Source organism: Carnimonas nigrificans ATCC BAA-78 (assembly GCF_000526695.1).
GTDB lineage: Bacteria > Pseudomonadota > Gammaproteobacteria > Pseudomonadales > Halomonadaceae > Carnimonas > Carnimonas nigrificans.
Window position 1 is genome coordinate 111,827 of sequence record NZ_JAGO01000011.1, and the last position, 16,623, is coordinate 128,449.

At 56.0% G+C, this 16,623-nt stretch carries 14 protein-coding genes; 5 read left to right on the plus strand and 9 right to left on the minus strand.

Features of this window, described 5'->3' with window-relative positions; genetic code table 11:
• Positions 1–114: 114 nt before the first annotated feature.
• Positions 115–1,836, plus strand: a complete 1,722-nt coding sequence (locus tag L881_RS0104190; RefSeq protein ID WP_025732464.1) for an MFS transporter — start codon at positions 115–117, stop codon at positions 1,834–1,836.
• Here L881_RS0104190 and L881_RS0104195 read toward each other — a convergent pair.
• From L881_RS0104195 to L881_RS12815, 3 genes are all read right to left on the minus strand, one after another.
• Positions 1,833–2,543, minus strand: coding sequence for a DUF2076 domain-containing protein (locus tag L881_RS0104195; protein WP_025732465.1), 711 nt, complete (start codon positions 2,541–2,543; stop codon positions 1,833–1,835). The genes L881_RS0104190 and L881_RS0104195 overlap by 4 nt on opposite strands.
• A 75-nt stretch (positions 2,544–2,618) precedes the next feature.
• A complete protein-coding gene (locus L881_RS0104200; protein WP_025732466.1) occupies positions 2,619–3,293 on the minus strand; it encodes an HAD family hydrolase in 675 nt (224 codons plus the stop codon).
• 25 nt (positions 3,294–3,318) lie between these two features.
• Positions 3,319–3,771, minus strand: coding sequence for a hypothetical protein (locus L881_RS12815; RefSeq protein ID WP_025732467.1), 453 nt, complete (start codon positions 3,769–3,771; stop codon positions 3,319–3,321).
• Positions 3,772–4,052: 281 nt separating this feature from the next.
• Here L881_RS12815 and L881_RS0104210 point away from each other — a divergent pair, with 281 nt between their 5' ends.
• Positions 4,053–5,513: a SulP family inorganic anion transporter gene (locus L881_RS0104210; RefSeq protein WP_025732468.1), complete on the plus strand. Its 1,461-nt coding sequence runs from the start codon at positions 4,053–4,055 to the stop codon at positions 5,511–5,513.
• A gap of 4 nt (positions 5,514–5,517) precedes the next feature.
• Complete coding sequence (locus tag L881_RS0104215) at positions 5,518–6,075, plus strand: DsbA family protein (RefSeq protein WP_025732469.1); 558 nt, start codon at positions 5,518–5,520, stop codon at positions 6,073–6,075.
• 240 nt (positions 6,076–6,315) lie between these two features.
• Here the strand turns inward: L881_RS0104215 and L881_RS0104220 are convergent, their stop codons facing one another.
• The 3 genes from L881_RS0104220 to hexR form a co-directional block, all read right to left on the minus strand.
• Positions 6,316–7,038 carry a glycosyltransferase family protein gene (locus L881_RS0104220; protein ID WP_156926496.1) on the minus strand — a complete coding sequence of 241 codons (723 nt, stop codon included), beginning with the start codon at positions 7,036–7,038 and terminating at the stop codon, positions 6,316–6,318.
• A 273-nt stretch (positions 7,039–7,311) separates the two neighbouring features.
• Positions 7,312–8,730 (minus strand): sugar porter family MFS transporter, encoded by a 1,419-nt coding sequence (locus L881_RS0104225; protein WP_025732471.1) that lies wholly within the window; start codon positions 8,728–8,730, stop codon positions 7,312–7,314.
• Between the two features lie 134 nt (positions 8,731–8,864).
• A complete protein-coding gene (hexR, locus tag L881_RS0104230) occupies positions 8,865–9,728 on the minus strand; it encodes a transcriptional regulator HexR (RefSeq protein ID WP_034578602.1) in 864 nt (287 codons plus the stop codon).
• Between the two features lie 295 nt (positions 9,729–10,023).
• On the opposite strand from hexR, the gene zwf reads away from it, so the two are divergent.
• Complete coding sequence (gene zwf, locus L881_RS0104235) at positions 10,024–11,499, plus strand: glucose-6-phosphate dehydrogenase (protein ID WP_025732473.1); 1,476 nt, start codon at positions 10,024–10,026, stop codon at positions 11,497–11,499.
• A 479-nt stretch (positions 11,500–11,978) separates the two neighbouring features.
• Here the strand turns inward: zwf and L881_RS0104240 are convergent, their stop codons facing one another.
• The 3 genes from L881_RS0104240 to glk all read right to left on the minus strand — a co-directional run bounded on the left by L881_RS0104240 (position 11,979) and on the right by glk (position 14,803).
• Positions 11,979–12,875, minus strand: coding sequence for an aldo/keto reductase (locus L881_RS0104240; protein WP_025732474.1), 897 nt, complete (start codon positions 12,873–12,875; stop codon positions 11,979–11,981).
• A gap of 78 nt (positions 12,876–12,953) precedes the next feature.
• Positions 12,954–13,793 carry a D-hexose-6-phosphate mutarotase gene (locus L881_RS0104245; protein WP_034578698.1) on the minus strand — a complete coding sequence of 280 codons (840 nt, stop codon included), beginning with the start codon at positions 13,791–13,793 and terminating at the stop codon, positions 12,954–12,956.
• A gap of 47 nt (positions 13,794–13,840) precedes the next feature.
• A complete protein-coding gene (glk, locus tag L881_RS0104250) occupies positions 13,841–14,803 on the minus strand; it encodes a glucokinase (RefSeq protein WP_025732476.1) in 963 nt (320 codons plus the stop codon).
• 451 nt (positions 14,804–15,254) lie between these two features.
• Between glk and gap the strand changes: the two genes are divergently transcribed.
• Positions 15,255–16,256 (plus strand): type I glyceraldehyde-3-phosphate dehydrogenase, encoded by a 1,002-nt coding sequence (gap, locus tag L881_RS0104255; RefSeq protein ID WP_025732477.1) that lies wholly within the window; start codon positions 15,255–15,257, stop codon positions 16,254–16,256.
• The last annotated feature ends 367 nt before the right edge of the window (positions 16,257–16,623 follow it).

Here is a 16,623-nt window from a genome sequence, read left to right on the forward strand (position 1 = left end):
TTGCCACAGTTTATTGCGTAAAAGGGAGTATTGTCGCGATGTCATTATGCGGTGATTATTGACAGTGGTTTTAAGCATTATCTGTTGAATGCAACGGAAAATATTGAGGGCATTATGCTTCAGCCGGTTTCTCCTCGTAATGATTTACCCCTTGATCCTGACGGCGCACAAGCCGCTGACAGCAAGCAGCGTCACGGTACGCTGGCTCCACTGTCGATACCGGCATTCCGTATTATCTGGATCGCTAACCTGTTCGCGAACCTTGGGGTATGGGCGCAATCGGTAGCGGCTGCCTGGGTAGTTACCTCGGCGCAGGCAAGCCCGCTGATGGTGGCGATGATTCAGGTGGCGGCAGCGGCCCCGTTGGTGGTGCTGTCGATAGTGTCTGGAGTGGTCGCGGATAACTACGACCGTCGGCGCATCATGCTGGTGGGCATATCGTTGGAAACGTCCGGGGGCTTTTTCGTTACGCTGTGCGGTTTTGCCGGTTACCTAACCCCTGCGGTACTGATTCTCTCCATTCTGTGGATATCCATCGGGGCGGCCATTACGATTCCGGCCTGGCAGGCGGCGGTCAATGAACAGGTGCCGAAACGCATGGTGGGCAGTGCGGTGCTGCTCAATAGCGTTAACTTCAACGTGGCGCGTGCTTTAGGGCCAGCACTGGGGGGCTTGCTGCTGGGGCTGGTCGGGCCTTCATGGGTATTCCTCTTCAACTGTGCCTGCTACTGCCTGCTGATCTGGGCCATTTGGCGCTGGCGGCGCGATAGACCGAAGCGTCAGTTGCCACCCGAGCGGTTGTTTGAGGGTGTCGTGGCAGCGCTGCACTTCACCCAATACTCAAGCGTTACGCGGCTGGTGATGGCCCGCTCGTTTGCGTTTGGCATTTCAGCCAGTGCGGTATGGGCACTCTTGCCCCTGGTGGCTCATCAGAACCCTCGCGGTAGCGCCTCTCTTTATGGCCTGCTGCTGGGGGCGCTGGGAGTGGGGGCGATTGTGGGCAGTACCCAGGTAGGCCGCTTTAGAAAGCGTTTCGGAAGCAGTCGTTCGATTAGCCTGGCGGCGGCATTGCTGGCGCTGATGATGATGGTCGTAGGCACGCTTTCAACGCTTTGGGTGCTGTTTGTAGCGCTCATGCTGATTGGAAGCTGTTGGATCGCTGCGCTGGCGACCTATAACACCTCGGTACAGCTATTGGTGCCCGATTGGGTAAAAGCTCGCGCGTTGGCGCTGTATCAAACGGCGCTATATGCAGGGCTGGCACTAGGCTCCTTTCTGTGGGGGCACCTTGCTGAGACGCTGGGAGTAGGTGGCGCGCTGATCGGCGCAGGATTGTTGCTGCTGGTATCGGTGGGCATCTTCTGGGTATCACGCTTGCCGGAGCTGAACAGTGAGGGAAGCGCTCAGATTCCTTCCACGCCAATGGACTCGCCGCTGTTTGAATTCAATCCCAAGCGAGGTTCGGTGCAGGTCAGTATCGACTACCACATTCCGCTGGAGCGCACGCGAGACTTTGTACGGGCGGCGCGGCGGGTGCGCAAGCTGAGAATGCGTAACGGGGCCGAGCGCTGGTCGCTGTATCGCGATACCCAGGAGCCGGAGCTGTGGCAGGAAGTATTTGCGGTGGGGAACTGGCTACAGTACCTGCGTATGCAGGATCGCATGACCATTGGTGACAAGGCGATTCTCGATGCGCTGATGACTCAGCACAGTGGTGACAAGCCGCCTCGGGTACGCCACGGTGTCAGCTATCGTTCGTCGATTGAAAGAAGTGAAAAAGCGCCGCCTTCCCTTGTGAAGGAAGACGGCGCAGCGGACGAGAGCGCTAGCGGTTAGACAAAATCATCGCTGCCGAAATCGTCGAAGCTTCCGCCATCATCAAAGCCGTTTTGTGAGTCGAAACCCTGGTCGCCATCGGCCGGGGGCTGATCCTGATAGGCCATATCATCATAGCCTGCGCCATCCTGCATGGCCTGGTCATAGCCTTCGTCGTAGCTCTGCTCCGAGAAGTTGCTGGCATCGTCGTTGACGATCTCTTCACCGCTGTGACCTGAGAACATATGGGTCAGCATATTGCCAAGCATTACCCCGCCAGCCACGCCAGTAGCCGTTTGCAGGGCACCTGACAAAAAGCTGCGACCGCCGCCACTGGCCTGAGGCTGCGCATTATTGGCCCCCCAGCCGGGCTGTGGCGCAGAGGGCGCGCTTTGCGGCTGTGCGTTGCGGGGAGCCGGGCGAGTCGGCGCACCTGCCGAACCACTGTTGCCGCCAAACAGACCCGACAGGAAACCACCGCTAGAGCGCTGCTGCTGCGCTTCCGAGAGCTGCTTTTCCAAACGCTCGACGCGCTCGTTCAGCCGTTTGAGGGCAGCCTCCTGGATCAGAATGGTCTGCGCCATGTAGTAGGGAGCCGCAGGCTGTTGCTTAACGCGCTCCTCAATACGCTGCGCGGCGCCTTGATCGCGCTCGCCGCTTTGCTGCTCAGCCTGCTGCAAGCGATCGAAAAGGCCATTGATCAACTGAGAGTCATCTGTGGAAGACATGGGCGTGACCTCTTGAAAGAACCATACGGGAACCGCTGGAGCGGCAACAGCCGACATCTGGGCGGTGAAAGTAGTCTAGCTATGGGCGGCGATGATTTTTTCAACCACTGCCGGCAACTCGGCCATCGTGTGAATTTCGTAGGCGCCATCAGGGGAGTGCTCGCGTTCACTGAAGCGGTTGATGTGAATCACATGCATTCCTGCTGTCAACCCTGAGGATAGCCCCACCGAGGCGTCGTCGATGACGATGCAGTGCTCGGGCGCGGTATCAAGTGCCTTCGCCGCATGCAGAAATAGCCCCGGGTCCGGTTTCCACACCCCAATTTCATAAGCGGAATAAAGATGTTCTCCGAAATAGGGAGCTAACCCGCTGAGCCGCATCGACAGTCTGATTTTCCGCAATGGGCCATTGGAGGCAACACAGCGAGGATAGTCAGCCAGCGCATCCAATGCTTCTTTGATGCCATCAATCGGGCCAAGTTCCTGTTCCATGCGCTTTTCCAGGTTGCTGCGCATCTCCTGTTCGAGCTGCTTGCGTGTGTCGTCGTCATCTACCTTGCGACCATGCTCGGATTCCAGCGCTTCGAGTACAAACGGAAACGCAACTCCGCGAAAACGGGTCATGTAATCTTCTGGCTCGAATGGAAGCCCCAGTTTATTCAGGGTGATGGCAATCTCTTTGGCTAGAAGCGGCTCGCTATCGACCAGCGTGCCGTCGGCGTCAAAGATCAGGCTCCAGCGTGTACTCATTATGGCTCCAAGGCAGGAAGGGGGATTAACCGCTGATGATGGCAAGTTTGCCTTTCAACGTCACCTCAACGGTGAACATGCCTACATGGCAATCAAGACTGTCATCGCTGCGTAGCTGTTTGCTGTAGTAGCTTGAAATGTGGGTAACCGCATTGGCACCGATATCGTTGGCGCGTTTTTGCAAATCGGTAAGTGCTTCCAGGGCTGCGCCGCGGCACGCTTCTTCGCCAGACTTGAACGCTTTGTTGACTCGTCGGGTGAAGTAGAAGCCGCCTTCCTCCTTGTCCGGTTGAGGATACAGCTGATCCCCGAAATAGAGGCGCACGGCGGGGCTAAGCTTTTCCTTTGCCAGAGGAACGGCAAGCACATCACGGTAAGGCACGGCGATCATTTCGTCGGCCTGGGCCACTTGCGGTACTAACGTGGTGGTGCACAGCATGGCTGCCACCCCCAGCAGGGTACGGATGAAGCGTGACATTATGGGTATCTCCTCCATGTGGTGTCTCGCCTGATACACGAATCGTAGCGGCAGAAGCCACCAGAATAGCGCATAAGACTAATACTTCTCGACGCAGTCGGGCAATGTGCAGGCGCTGATACCTGGTTCAGCCTGGCAGGAGAAGGGCGGTGAGGAATAAGCGTAAAGCATGGTTTTATGGCCTTGAGGGTACGCCATAAAGCCTGGGGTTTAGCTAGATTTAAGCGTTCATTTGGCGTATTCTTGCGCTTTCTCAGCTTGCCGTGACAAGGATAATGCCTGTGCGTGTTGCTCGATACTGGGCTCAATGGCGTGAAAACCCCGTGCGCGAAGTACTGGCCGGCATGGTGGGTACGTTCGCACTGATCCCTGAAGTGATTGCCTTCTCCTATGTGGCTGGCGTGCCGCCCGCCGTTTCGCTGTTCGCGTCCTTTGTTATTTCTGTGAGTATTGCGCTGTTTGGCGGCAGGCCCGGCATGATCTCGGGGGCGGCGGGTTCGGTGGCTCTGATCGTCGCGCCGCTGGTGCACAGTCATGGCCTTCAGTACATGCTGGTAGCTACGCTGCTGGCGGGCGTGCTGCAAATCGTGTTTGGGCTGTGCAAGCTGCATGTAGCCATGCGCTTTGTCTCTCGGGAAGTGAAAACGGGCTTTGTGAATGCGCTGGCGATTCTGATTTTCGCTGCCCAGCTTCCTCAAATGCTGGGAGTGGACTGGCATACCTATCTGTTGATCGCGCTGGGGCTGGTTATTATCTACCTGTTGCCTCGCGTGGTTTCATTTATCCCTTCACCGCTGGTGTGCATCGTGGTGTTGACCACCATCGTTGCGCTTCATCCCATGCCTGTGGCGCAGGTATCTGATTTGGGCGAACTTCCTTCCGGCCTGCCTTCTCTGGTCTGGCCCTCTGTACCGTGGAACTGGGAGACGCTGCTGACGGTGGCCCCCTACGCATTGGCGATGGCGGTGGTGGGGCTTTTGGAATCACTGATGACGGCGGAAGTCGTACAGAACGCCACCGATAGCCGCACCAGTCCGCGCATGGAGTGTACCGGTCAGGGGATCTCCAACATCGCGGTAGGCTTGTTCGGCGGAATTGCGGGCTGCGGTATGGTGGGGCAAACAGTAGGTAACCTGCGTTACGGCGGCGCAGGGCGCTTGTCGACATTTACTGCTGGCGCGTTTCTGTTGGTGCTGATGGTGGTGCTACATGATTACGTCGCTATGGTGCCGATGGCGGCACTGGTAGCTACCATGATTATGGTATCGGTCAGCACCTTCGACTGGAGTTCGCTGAAGGGGCTGGTGATTGCGCCCAAGCTCTCTAGTCTGGTGATGGTTGCCACTGTTGCTGTGACCATTATTACCAAGGATCTGGCGGCGGGAGTTGCGGTGGGCGTGCTGTTAAGCGGCATTATTTTCGCCTGGCAGGCGATGAAACGGGTACGCATTACGCACCAGCGTGAAGGCGATAGTGACGTTTACATGGTGGCAGGGCAGCTCTTTTTCGCCTCCTCCGATATGCTGCGCGAAGCCATTGATGTGCGCACTGATGCGCGCCGTGTTGTCATTGATATTCGCCATGCGGTGGTGCACGACATCACGATGGTCAGCGCGCTGGACGATATCGTGGCGCGGCTTCAACGTCATGGTGTGACGGTTGAAGTACGTGGCACCAGTACATTGAAACATGGCATGCTGGATCGTTACGCGCGTAGCGACGTATTTGATATCAAGGAGTGAACACATGGTGACCGATCGTTTTGAGGAAACGCAGTTGGAATGGGGCAGCGGGGCGCGGCTCATAGAAGCTTTTCTGGAGCCTACCTGTCCCTTCTCGGTCAAGGCATTCAACAAGCTGGCAGCATTGGTCGAGCAGGCGGGCGAGGACAAGGTGCGTGTGCGTATCTGGCTTCACTCCCAGCCCTGGCACATGTACTCGGGCGTGATTACGCGCGCGATCCTGGCTGCCTCGACACTTGAAGACGGCAAGCAGCAGGTATTGCAGCTACTGACGGCGATTGGTGCGCATCGTGAAGAGTTTGAATTTGAAGATCACGCCACCGGCCCCAACCGCGATGCGACGCCCAATGATATTCTTGATCGTCTGGTCGCTGTCAGTGGTGTGGATATGCGGCAGGCTTTCGATGAGCCTGCCCTGGAACAGCTGGTGAAGCGGCACACCAAATATGCGCGGCAGAACGGTATTCATGTATCGCCTACCTTTATGGTCGATGGTCTGGCGAATGCCAGCATCGGAAGCGGCGATAGCATAGCCGAGTGGATCGAGAAGATGGGCATCTAGCGGGAAAGCTGCTGCGCAGGTGAGGTGCCCTTATCTGGCACTGTTCTGAAGCCTGCGCAGCTTTTTACTGTGGGCGTTGACCCTTTCCTTCCTTGAAGGGCGAGGGGTATCTTGCTGATTTCCCTCTCGCCCAACCTTCCCTTTACAAGAGATGCTGCCTGCGTGATAAGGGCATCATGCCCTCTTTCCGGAACAGGGACAGGCCACTGAAAAATGCCCAAAGCAAAGGGGCCGCGTACCTTATGCCTGTTCCATTTCCTTCTCTTTATTTACCCAATAGCGCCGCATCAAAAACGGTAGCCTGAGTACCATTCCCAGCATCAACCGGGCACTGATAGTGGCAGCTCTGCCAAGGTTAACGCGGGGCGGTGATGCCTCCTTTGTTACCGTGGCGGGGCAGCCCGCGATAGGCAGGTTCTTCCAGTACCAGCGCACTGAAAATTCGGTGCTGAAGCCGCGACTGCTGCTGCATGTACAGCCACTCAAGAGTTGGTTGGCAAGTGTGGTGGGATACAGTCGTAATCCGCTGCGCATTTGCAGGAACGGACGATGCAGCGTGGCAATGCGGGCGATAATGGAGGCGAAAGGCGGAAGTTTGGATGCCGTATCGCTATTCGAAAGATAAAAAAGCGTATCAGGACGCTGCTCGCTTTCCTTGAGCAGCGCTTTTAGATCATCAATATCAAATTCGGTCTCGATATCGCATTGAAGAGCATGGGTGTAGTCAAGCCGCTGCGCTTCATCAAGACCTACTCTGGTTGCTGTACCTTGCCCGCTGCGACGCACCAGACGGATCAGGTCAATATTGTGCTGTGATGCCGCATCGTTGAGGCGCGAGGCTTCCACCGGATGACTGCCGTCATCCACCACAAGAACGGGAAGATCGAGTGGCCGTAGTCGCTTAAGTGCGTCGGGTAGCTGTGATCCATGATTACGCAACACCAGTAGTAAGCAAGTGCGCATGCCGAGGCCTCTAACGATTGTGCTCGAAACCGTGTCGTTCGACGGTTTCAGGTGTGTGGAAAGCTAATCGCGCCGTCACGCTGCTGGCAGTCATCATTTGGATCGAACGACGGCCAGGTGTGGCGATTGGATGAATTCGACAGCGAAGCAAGAGGGGCGCAGTTGATAGCCATCTCTCTTTCTGTCGAAAAAACTGCCGACATTATAAGACAAAAATGCCGGGGCATAACCTCGCCCCGGCAGAGTATTGCACTGATTTTTCTATCGGCGAGATTATCGACCGATCTGGCGCAGCGGTTTGCCGGCCATCAGGTTGCGTTCGATGTGCTCAAGCGATACGCCTTTTGTCTCGGGAACGAAGGCCCAGGTGAAGACAATGTAGAGCAGGTTGCAGACGCACATGATGCTGAAGGTTACCGGACCGCCGAGGTTGTTGAGCATCAGCAGGAAGAACGCTCCCAGTGCCATGTTCGACGCCCAGTTGGCGAAGGTTGAGCAGCTGATGCCGAAATCACGCCCTGCCAGCGGTTGAATCTCGGAACAGAGGGTCCAGATCAGCGGGCCTGCCGACATGGCAAAACCTGCCACAAAGACCAGCAACGCGATGAGTGCAGTAAATTGCAGGAAGGAGGTGCTGGCACCAATGCCCATAATGGCGGCGACTACGGCAAGGCCCCCTGCCATGACCGCAAAACCAATGTAGAGCATGGGCTTGCGGCCAAGACGGTCAACAAAGCCAATGGCAATCATGGTGGCGAGCACGTTGACCAGGCCGACCAGCACGGTACTCCAGAGCTGGGCTTCGCTGCCAAAGCCGGTCTGCTCGAAGATGCGCGGTGCGAAATACATCATCGCATTCATGCCGGTAAACTGCTGTACCAGCTGTAGCCCGATCCCGAGTGCAACGGAGCGTCGGAAGTTGCGGTTGCGAGCGAGCAGTTTCCAGCCACTGGTGTGATCATCGCTATTTACCGCAGCGGTGATCTCATTCATCTCTTTTTCCACTTCTGCACGCGAGGCGCGAAGCTTGCCCAACACTTCCTTGGCTTCATCGAAGCGGTCACGGGAAGCCAGCCAGCGAGGGCTATTAGGGACCAGTAGCACGCCAATGAACAGAACGGCAGAGGGCACGCACAATATGCCAAACATGCCGCGCCAGCTATGGATATAGCTGAAAGCAAGCCCTGAGACGAAGGCCGCCAGGATGCCCACGGTAACCATTAGCTGGTAGAACGAGATCATGGTGCCGCGGATACGCTCAGGCGCAATTTCCGAGAGATAGAGCGGTGCGGTGAAGGAAGCAACGCCTACCGCCAGCCCCAGAAATATGCGTCCAACAATAATGACCTCTACGCTGGGGGCCATGGCAACCACCAGGGCGCCGATAAAGAAGAGAACACTCGACAGCAGCAGTGCGTTCTTGCGCCCCAGACGGTTGGATACCCAGCCTGCGGCCAGCGCGCCTACTGCTGCACCGCCCATCATGGAGCTGACGATCCAGCCCTCCGTAAGCGTGCTGACGTGGAACTCTTCCTTGATGAGCCCTAATGCGCCCGATATAACACCAATGTCGAGGCCAAACATCAGCCCGGCCAGAGCCGCCAGCGATGCACTTAGCCATACCAATGGAACAATATCGGCGCTGGATGAGGACGACGACGATGAAGTGCCGTCCAATGGGGTATTTGCCATTGTTTTTCTCCAGAGAACTTGCCGTAAGTGCTATTAGCTTGCACCTAACTTATTCGTTAGGGAATTGTTAACGCACTGTTTTGAAGACAAATTCGACCAAAGTAGAGCCTATCTTTCCTGTCACTGCCCGGGAATTATAGCGACTCGCCGCGCGCATATTTTGTCGGCTTCAGGCTATCCTTGATTTTCTTGAGATGAGGCAGGAAATCCTCGCCGCGGCGCAACGTTACTCCTGTTGCCAGCACGTCGATAAGCGCAAGATGTACGATGCGTGAAGTCATCGGCATGTAGAGTTCGGTATCTTCCGGCGACTCAACACCCAGCACGGCGCTGCACTGGGCAGCCAGTGGCGAATCATCCTCGGTAATACCGATCACCACGGCACCGTTTTCGCGCGCGCTGGCGGCAATTTCCACCAGTTCTCGTGTGCGGCCCGTATGCGAAATGACTACCACCACGTCTCCCGTGGTCATCGCGGCGGCAGCCATGCGCTGGATCAACACGTCTTCGTAGGCGACCACCGGCATGTTGAAGCGGAAGAACTTGTGTTGGGCATCGACGATAACGGGGGCAGAAGCGCCCAGCCCGAAGAAGAACAGTTGCCGCGCCTGAGAGATATGATCGACCACGCGCTCGATCAATTCAGGGGATAGCTGCCGACTGAATGTATCCAGTGCAGCGATGGTTGCGCCGAATATCTTGCCGGTATATGCCTTGGCATCATCATCGCTCTCCACCGAGCGGGTGACGTAGGGCGTGCCTCCGGCGAGGCTTTGGGCCAGTTTGATCTTGAAGTCGGGGTATCCCTTGGCATCGAAGTTACGGCAAAAGCGATTGACCGTCGGCTCACTGACACCGGCGGATTGCGCCAGTGTAGCGATACTCATGCCTGTCGCTGATGCGGGATCTTTGAGAATGACTTCAGCTACCTTGCGCTCTGATCGGTTAAGATCGGTCAAGCGTTCACGGAGCTTGCTTAATAAATCGTGTGCCACCATGTGGGTTGTCGTTCCGCTTTATCTGTTTACAAGATGGAAATATCACTGCTTTACCATCGCTCTCACGCCACAGTATAGAGGGTTGAGCAGCACAGGGGCAGCAAGTCGTAGGGGATACGCTATCTGGTGGCGGCTGCGGATGCGATGTCAGTTTGCCCAAAACGGTGTGATATTCTTGCCCGAGGTCGAAGGACAATTCGCAAATGTTGTAAATTTACGTTTGTTGGAGTTGTTTACATGCGTTGCGATGATTAATGTTGTCGCTTACTACCCGTATTCATAAGGAGAGCCCGCAATGGCAGTAGAACAGACGCCGGCGGTGGATGTCGCTTTATTCGGTGCACTTGGTGATCTGGCCGTGCGCAAGCTCTATGCCGCAATGTACTTTCTTGAGCATGGCGGTCTGCTTGCGGACAACACACGCATTCTGGGCCTGGCGCGTCATGAACATGACGCTGCCAGCTTTACGCAACTTGTCAGCGATGCCCTGCACAAGCATGTTGACAAGAAGTCACTCGATGACACGGTGCTTGAGCGCTTTCTGGCGCGCCTCGACTATCTGAAACTCGATTTCTCGGATACCAAGGGCTACACCGCCATCACCAAGTGGAACAAGGATAGTGGCTCACCCTTGATGGTGTATCTGTCGGTGCCTGCCAGCATCTTCGGGGTTATTTGCGAGAATCTCGACAAGAGCAAGGCGCTCAATGAGGAGAGCCGCGTTATTGTTGAGAAGCCGATCGGCTACGATCTTGAGACCTCCATTGAGACCAACGATGCCATCGGCAAGGTATTTGCTGAAAACCAGATCTATCGCATCGACCATTATCTTGGCAAGGAAACCGTACAGAACCTGCTGGCGCTGCGTTTTGCCAACCCGCTGTTCGGCAACCAATGGAGCCAGGCCAATATCTCTCACGTTGAGATCACCGTGGCGGAAACGGTCGGCGTAGAGGGGCGCTGGGGCTATTACGATCAGGCGGGGCAGGTGCGCGATATGCTCCAGAACCACCTGATGCAGCTTCTGTGCATGATCGCCATGGAGCCGCCCACCAGTCTGGATGCCGACAGTATTCGTAACGAAAAGGTCAAGGTGCTGAAAGCGCTCCGTCCCATCGAAGGCGAGCGTCTGGCGACCGACGTGGTACGCGGTCAGTACACTGAAGGTACGTCCGGTGGCAAGCAGGTGCCCGGCTATCTCGATGAAGAGGGCGCCAATGTCAATTCGCACACTGAAACCTTTGTTGCCCTGAAGGCAGAAGTAGCCAATTGGCGCTGGGCGGGCGTGCCGTTCTATCTGCGTACCGGCAAGCGCATGTCAGAGCGTCTGGCGCAGATTGTCATTCACTTCCGCCAGCAGCCTCACTACATCTTTGACCCCGATCAGCGTGGCCTTGCGACCAACAAGCTGGTTATCCGCTTGCAGCCTGATGAAGGCATCAATCTGCAAATCCTGACCAAGGATTCCGGCCTTGATAAAGGCATGCGTTTGCGCCCTGGGCCGCTTGATCTCGACTTCCACAAGGCATTCCCGACCGAACGTATCCCCGATGCTTACGAGCGCTTGATTCTCGAAGTGATGAAGGGACGTCAGTACCTGTTTGTGCGCCGCGATGAAGTGGAATGGTCATGGCGCTGGGTAGACAAGCTGATCGACGGCTGGACCTCGCGTGGTGTGCCGCCGCAGCGTTACCCGGCAGGAAGCTGGGGGCCGGTCTCTTCTATCGCCATGATTACCCGCGATGGTTACTCCTGGTACGAAGAGTATTAAACACCCCTGAAAGATCAGCCGACCAAGCGGGAATGGTCAGCATCACAGTAGCCTCGGCCTGTCTGGTCGGGGCTATTTTTATAAGAAATGTGCGCTATCGCGGGGGTATCTTGCTGTCGAATGTCGTTATAAAACGCACATGAGAGAAGCGGCGCTACCTGTGGCATATGGTCGCAATTAGCAAAAAAAGCGCAAAGTAGGATTGTTACTACACAATTCTCTGGCTACAATTTTCTACATCAACTCCTTGCGCCGCATCGTGCATGGCACGAAGTGGTCAAAGTCTCTCTCGACAGCCTCGGCTGTTTTTCTATACCCGCCTCCCTGAGGCGGGTTTTTTTTGTTTTATTTACATGTTTTTACAGCGCTGGCGGGAAAATGCTCTGCAAAAATAACCTGCATCAAGCGGTTATGGGCGAGCTGCGCATGGTTAGCCCGCCCAAAATGTTGGCCTACCCCAAACGATGGTTTGCCGGAAGTTACAGCACGCGATGAGCGCGGGCTGATTCAAGCAATGCAAACCACGCAGTACGCTCCAGCGTAAATGACTTGGCTGAATCCTCCAGCAGCGCTTGAATTCTTGCGGCTTTCAACGAGCCAATAATCGCTGTTGGCTTGCCGGGAATCCGGGTCAGCCACGCAAGTGCGATACCGGCAGGCGACAAGCCGTGCTCTTCCGCCAGCTGGCAGAGCATCTCTTTGACAAGCGCACCTTCAAATAGCCGACCACCGAACAGCGGCGAATAGGCAACTGTCTGTAGCTGATCCTGACAGGAGGCGTCCCAACGCCCGTCGAACAGTGCCGCACTGCGTGCGATGGACAGCTCGAACTGGTTGAGCATCAGGGGAGTGGAGAGTACCGCCTGTAAACGGCGCCATTGCGCTGGCAGATGATTGGAGACACCAATGGCTCCCACCTTGCCTGCCTGCATGGCGTCTTCCAGCGCCCGAGCGGTAGCTTCGGGGTCAAGCAATGGATCGGGGCGGTGCAGCAGCAGATGGTCAAGCCGCTCGACCCCAAGACGCTTGAGCGAATCGTCAATGCTTTGAGTCAGGTAGTCAGGGGAGCTGTTGTAATGCTTGACGGCGAAGGGGGAGGTATCGAGGGTAGCGGGAATAATCGACGTTTTGGCAATAATCCCCACCTTGTCTTTCAGCGCCGGGCGTAGAGCCAACGCCTCACCAAAACGCGCCTCGGCATCTCCCATGCGGGAACCATCGCCGTACATGTCTGCATGGTCGAACCAGTGCAGTCCTTCATCGACACGCTGCTCGATCCAGTCAGCCAGGGTAGAAGGGGTATCCAGCTCCGGTCGCTGGTGAAGGTTACGCATTCCGAGGATAAATGGACTGTCGATTGCCCTGGGTTCAGCCACGCGAAAGATCCTTTATGGAGAAGTCGAAGATCGCACGGGGCGAGCGTTGTCGCCCCGCGTCATAGAATAACAGGGCGTTTAGTCGAGAGTAATCTGCTGGGCCAGCAAATGTTGGCTGCCTGGTGCCAGCCAGATGGGATCGAGCTGGGTACACGCGGCTTCAACGCATAGAAAGCCGTAAAGATGGTCGGCAGGGATATCGTTGGGACGCTTGTCGCCGGGGTGCCAGATCACGCTCGAATCGCTGCCTTCTTTGGCAATACGCAGACGATGATCTCCCTCGGCACGGGTATCAACCAGCGTCAGGGCACGATTGGAGTGATACATGCGGTCAAGCGCTCCTCTGACGGCCAGTTCACCCTGTTGCTCGGATTCGCGAAAACCATTCATTTTATCAATGAAAGTGGCCCCTGCCAGCCCTTCAACCCGGCTGGAGTGAGTATTGGAGACGGCAAAGTAACTGTGCAGGGCCTGGGTGAAACGTACCGGTGTATCGCCGGTATGCTCGGTAATCAGCTCTACACGCAGACGCTGGTGGTTGGCCTTGATAACGACACGCGGGGAAAGTTGCTCATCCAGCGGTTGCAGCGGTGACAAGTGCAGCTCGATACCGTCGTTCTCTTCCTCACTCGCATCCAGACGCCATTCGGCGATACGCGCATAGCCATGCTGCGGGCCTTGACCATCTTCGCGATCGGCAAACCATGGCCAGCTCAGCGGAATGCCGCCGCGAATGGCCTGAGGCGCTTCGTAGGGCGTTGCGGTTAGCCACAGCCATGGTGACTGGCCGCGCGGGGCAAAGTGAAGCACTTGCGCTCCCTGTAGCGATACCGCAAGCGATCCCCATTGCTCATGAATGACCACAACCTTGCGACCATGCCAGTCAACCTCACGCTGCCCATCGGTCGCGGCTACCATCTCGGCAAGATCTGCCGGGATGGACCTGCTCAGTACATTGGATGCACTCACGTGGATACCTCCTCGTTATATAACGCTTCAGCGGCCCCGAGCAGCCCCGTCCATTTGGCAGTGACCACCCAGGTAGCGATTCCGGCAGTGTATCCACCCATGCGCCCCTTGTCGGCGAAAGCAATGCGGAAATCGCTGTCATCAAGAATGTCGAGCAGTCGCGGTAAAATGCCACCGACCAGATAGACTCCGCCGCGCGCGCCCAAAGTCAGTGCTACATCCCCCGTTGTATGGCCGAGAATGCGGCAAAAACGCAGAACTGCGTTGAGCGCCAGTGGGTCGCCCTGTTTGGCGGCTTCGGTGACTTCAGGGGGAGTAGTGCAGGTAGGAGTAAGCCCGTCGAACTCGGCCAGCGCCGTATAAAGGTCAAGCAGCCCCTGGCCGCACAGCATGCGTTCGACAGAGACGCGGTCATAGCGCGCGCGGAACCACGCCAGCAGCTTCATCTCAATATCGTCGGTAGGGGCGAAGCTGGCGTGACCGCCTTCACCGGTAAGCGGAATCCAGTAGCGTTGACTGGGTGCCAGCCCTGCAACGCCCAGGCCGGTGCCAGGGCCAATGACCAGACGAGCACACCCTTCGGCAGAACCGCCTTTCCCCACCTGATGAAGATCGTCGCTGCCAATGTGGGGCAGCCCCAGCGCCTGTGCCGTGAAGTCGTTGATAGCCTTGAAGGTCTCAAAGGCGAACTCCTCCTTGAGCGCTTTTTTGCTCAGCACCCAGGGGTTGTTGGTCATCTTTATTTCGTCTTCGTGTGTCGGGCACGCGAACGCCAGACACGCTTCCTTTGGCATCTTGCAGCCGACCTTCTCGATGTAGGCCCTCAAGGCATCAGACAGCGTTGGATACTCCTCCGCAGGCAGCGCCTCAATATGGTGAAGTTCGAATTCACCGGGAGTTACCAGAGCGAAACGTGCATTGGTTCCGCCGATATCGCCAACAAGGGCCATTCGAGACATGACTTGTTCTCCGTAACTTGCCTGGCTGGGCATAAAAAAGTGTCACCACATTGGTGGCTGCCCCACCGGATATTGCCGTGATTGCTCAACAGAAATCGAGCGTCTATATCGCTATGGTAACGGACTGTAGCCAGACAGCACCAATGTATTCAGACGCGGCTTATATTTGTATTAAGTCAGGTTAACCCTTCATATAGTCAACCGGTGCGGCGTGGTATTAGACTAAAGGTGGGCATCGGAGTCGCTGGTCAAACGTCAGAATGTGCGTAAATTTAGCAATATTTGCTACATCCACGGATTCATCAGTAACGCAGGATGCTCTCGTGAAAGCGATGCAGTATGCTAGCGATCAGCCGACCTCGTTATAGAGAATCAGCAATGCTTTCTGTGCCTCTTATGTATGGAAAGCATCAGGTTGTGTTCAACAGACACTCTGCTCAAGGAGATATCAATGACTTTGCGTATTGCCATCAATGGCTTCGGACGTATCGGACGTAACACTCTGCGTGCGCTCTATGAAAACGGCTATCGCGACAAGCTTGAGGTAGTGGCAATCAACGATCTGGGCGACTCGGCCCTGAATGCTCACCTGCTGGAATTTGATACTACTCATGGTCATTTCGGCTTCGAGGTCAAGCACGACGGCGATACCATCAGTGTAGATGGCGACAAGATTGCCATCACGGCTGAGCGCGACCCGGCCAAACTGCCATGGAAAGAGCAGAACGTTGATATCGTGTTCGAATGTACCGGTATCTTCACCAAGCGTGCCGATGCAGCCAAGCATCTGGAAGCGGGTGCCAAGCGAGTGCTTCTCTCTGGCCCCAGCGGTGATGCTGACCTGACCTGCGTATTTGGCGTCAATGACGACAAGCTGACCGCAGAGCACCACATCGTCTCCAATGCGTCCTGCACTACCAACTGCCTGGCGCCCGTGGCGAAGGCCATTAACGACGGTATCGGTATCGAAACCGGATTGATGACCACCATCCACTCCTATACCAACGATCAGAACCTGTGTGATGTTTATCACAAGGATACCTATCGTGCGCGTAGCGCCACTCACTCGATGATCCCGACCAAAACAGGGGCTGCTTCTGCGGTTGCGCTGGCACTTCCTGAACTGAAAGGGCGTCTTGATGGTTTCGCCATGCGCGTTCCGACCATCAACGTGTCGGTGGTTGACCTGACGTTTACCGCGTCTCGTGAAACCAGCAAGGAAGAGATTCACGCGCTGATCGACAAGGCGGCAGAAGGCTCCAGCGTACTGGCAGTGAACGAGCTGCCGCTGGTGTCAGTGGATTTCAACCACAATTCGCATTCGTCGATCTTTGACAAGAACCACACCCGTGTTTCCGGCAAGCTGGTGAAAATCCTCTCCTGGTACGACAACGAGTGGGGCTTCTCCAACCGTATGCTCGACAACGCGCTGGCGATGGGCAAGTTCCTTTAATCGCAGGCTGTTGATAATGTCAGGGTTCGGCAGTGCCGAGCCCTGTGTTGTAACGTTCGTGGGTAGGCGCTTCATCCTGGAATGATATCCAAAAAATAGCGGCAGTAGTCGCATTCCCGAGCCTCAAGAGAGTGTATGTTTCAAACCGCCTGGTGCGGTTATTTTTTGGATAGATTTCTCTAAATGACGCTTGTAAGGTCTGCTGGCTTCATCTCCTGATCCGATAGGGGGAGCCTGAGATGCTGGGTACCTAACGCCACTGTTTGGGTGTGAAAGGGCCTTGGGAAAGCGTTTGATGAAACTCTCGTACCGTTATTTGAAACAGAGCGCAGCAGTGCTCTTGAAATTCCCGCTTTATATAGGCGTA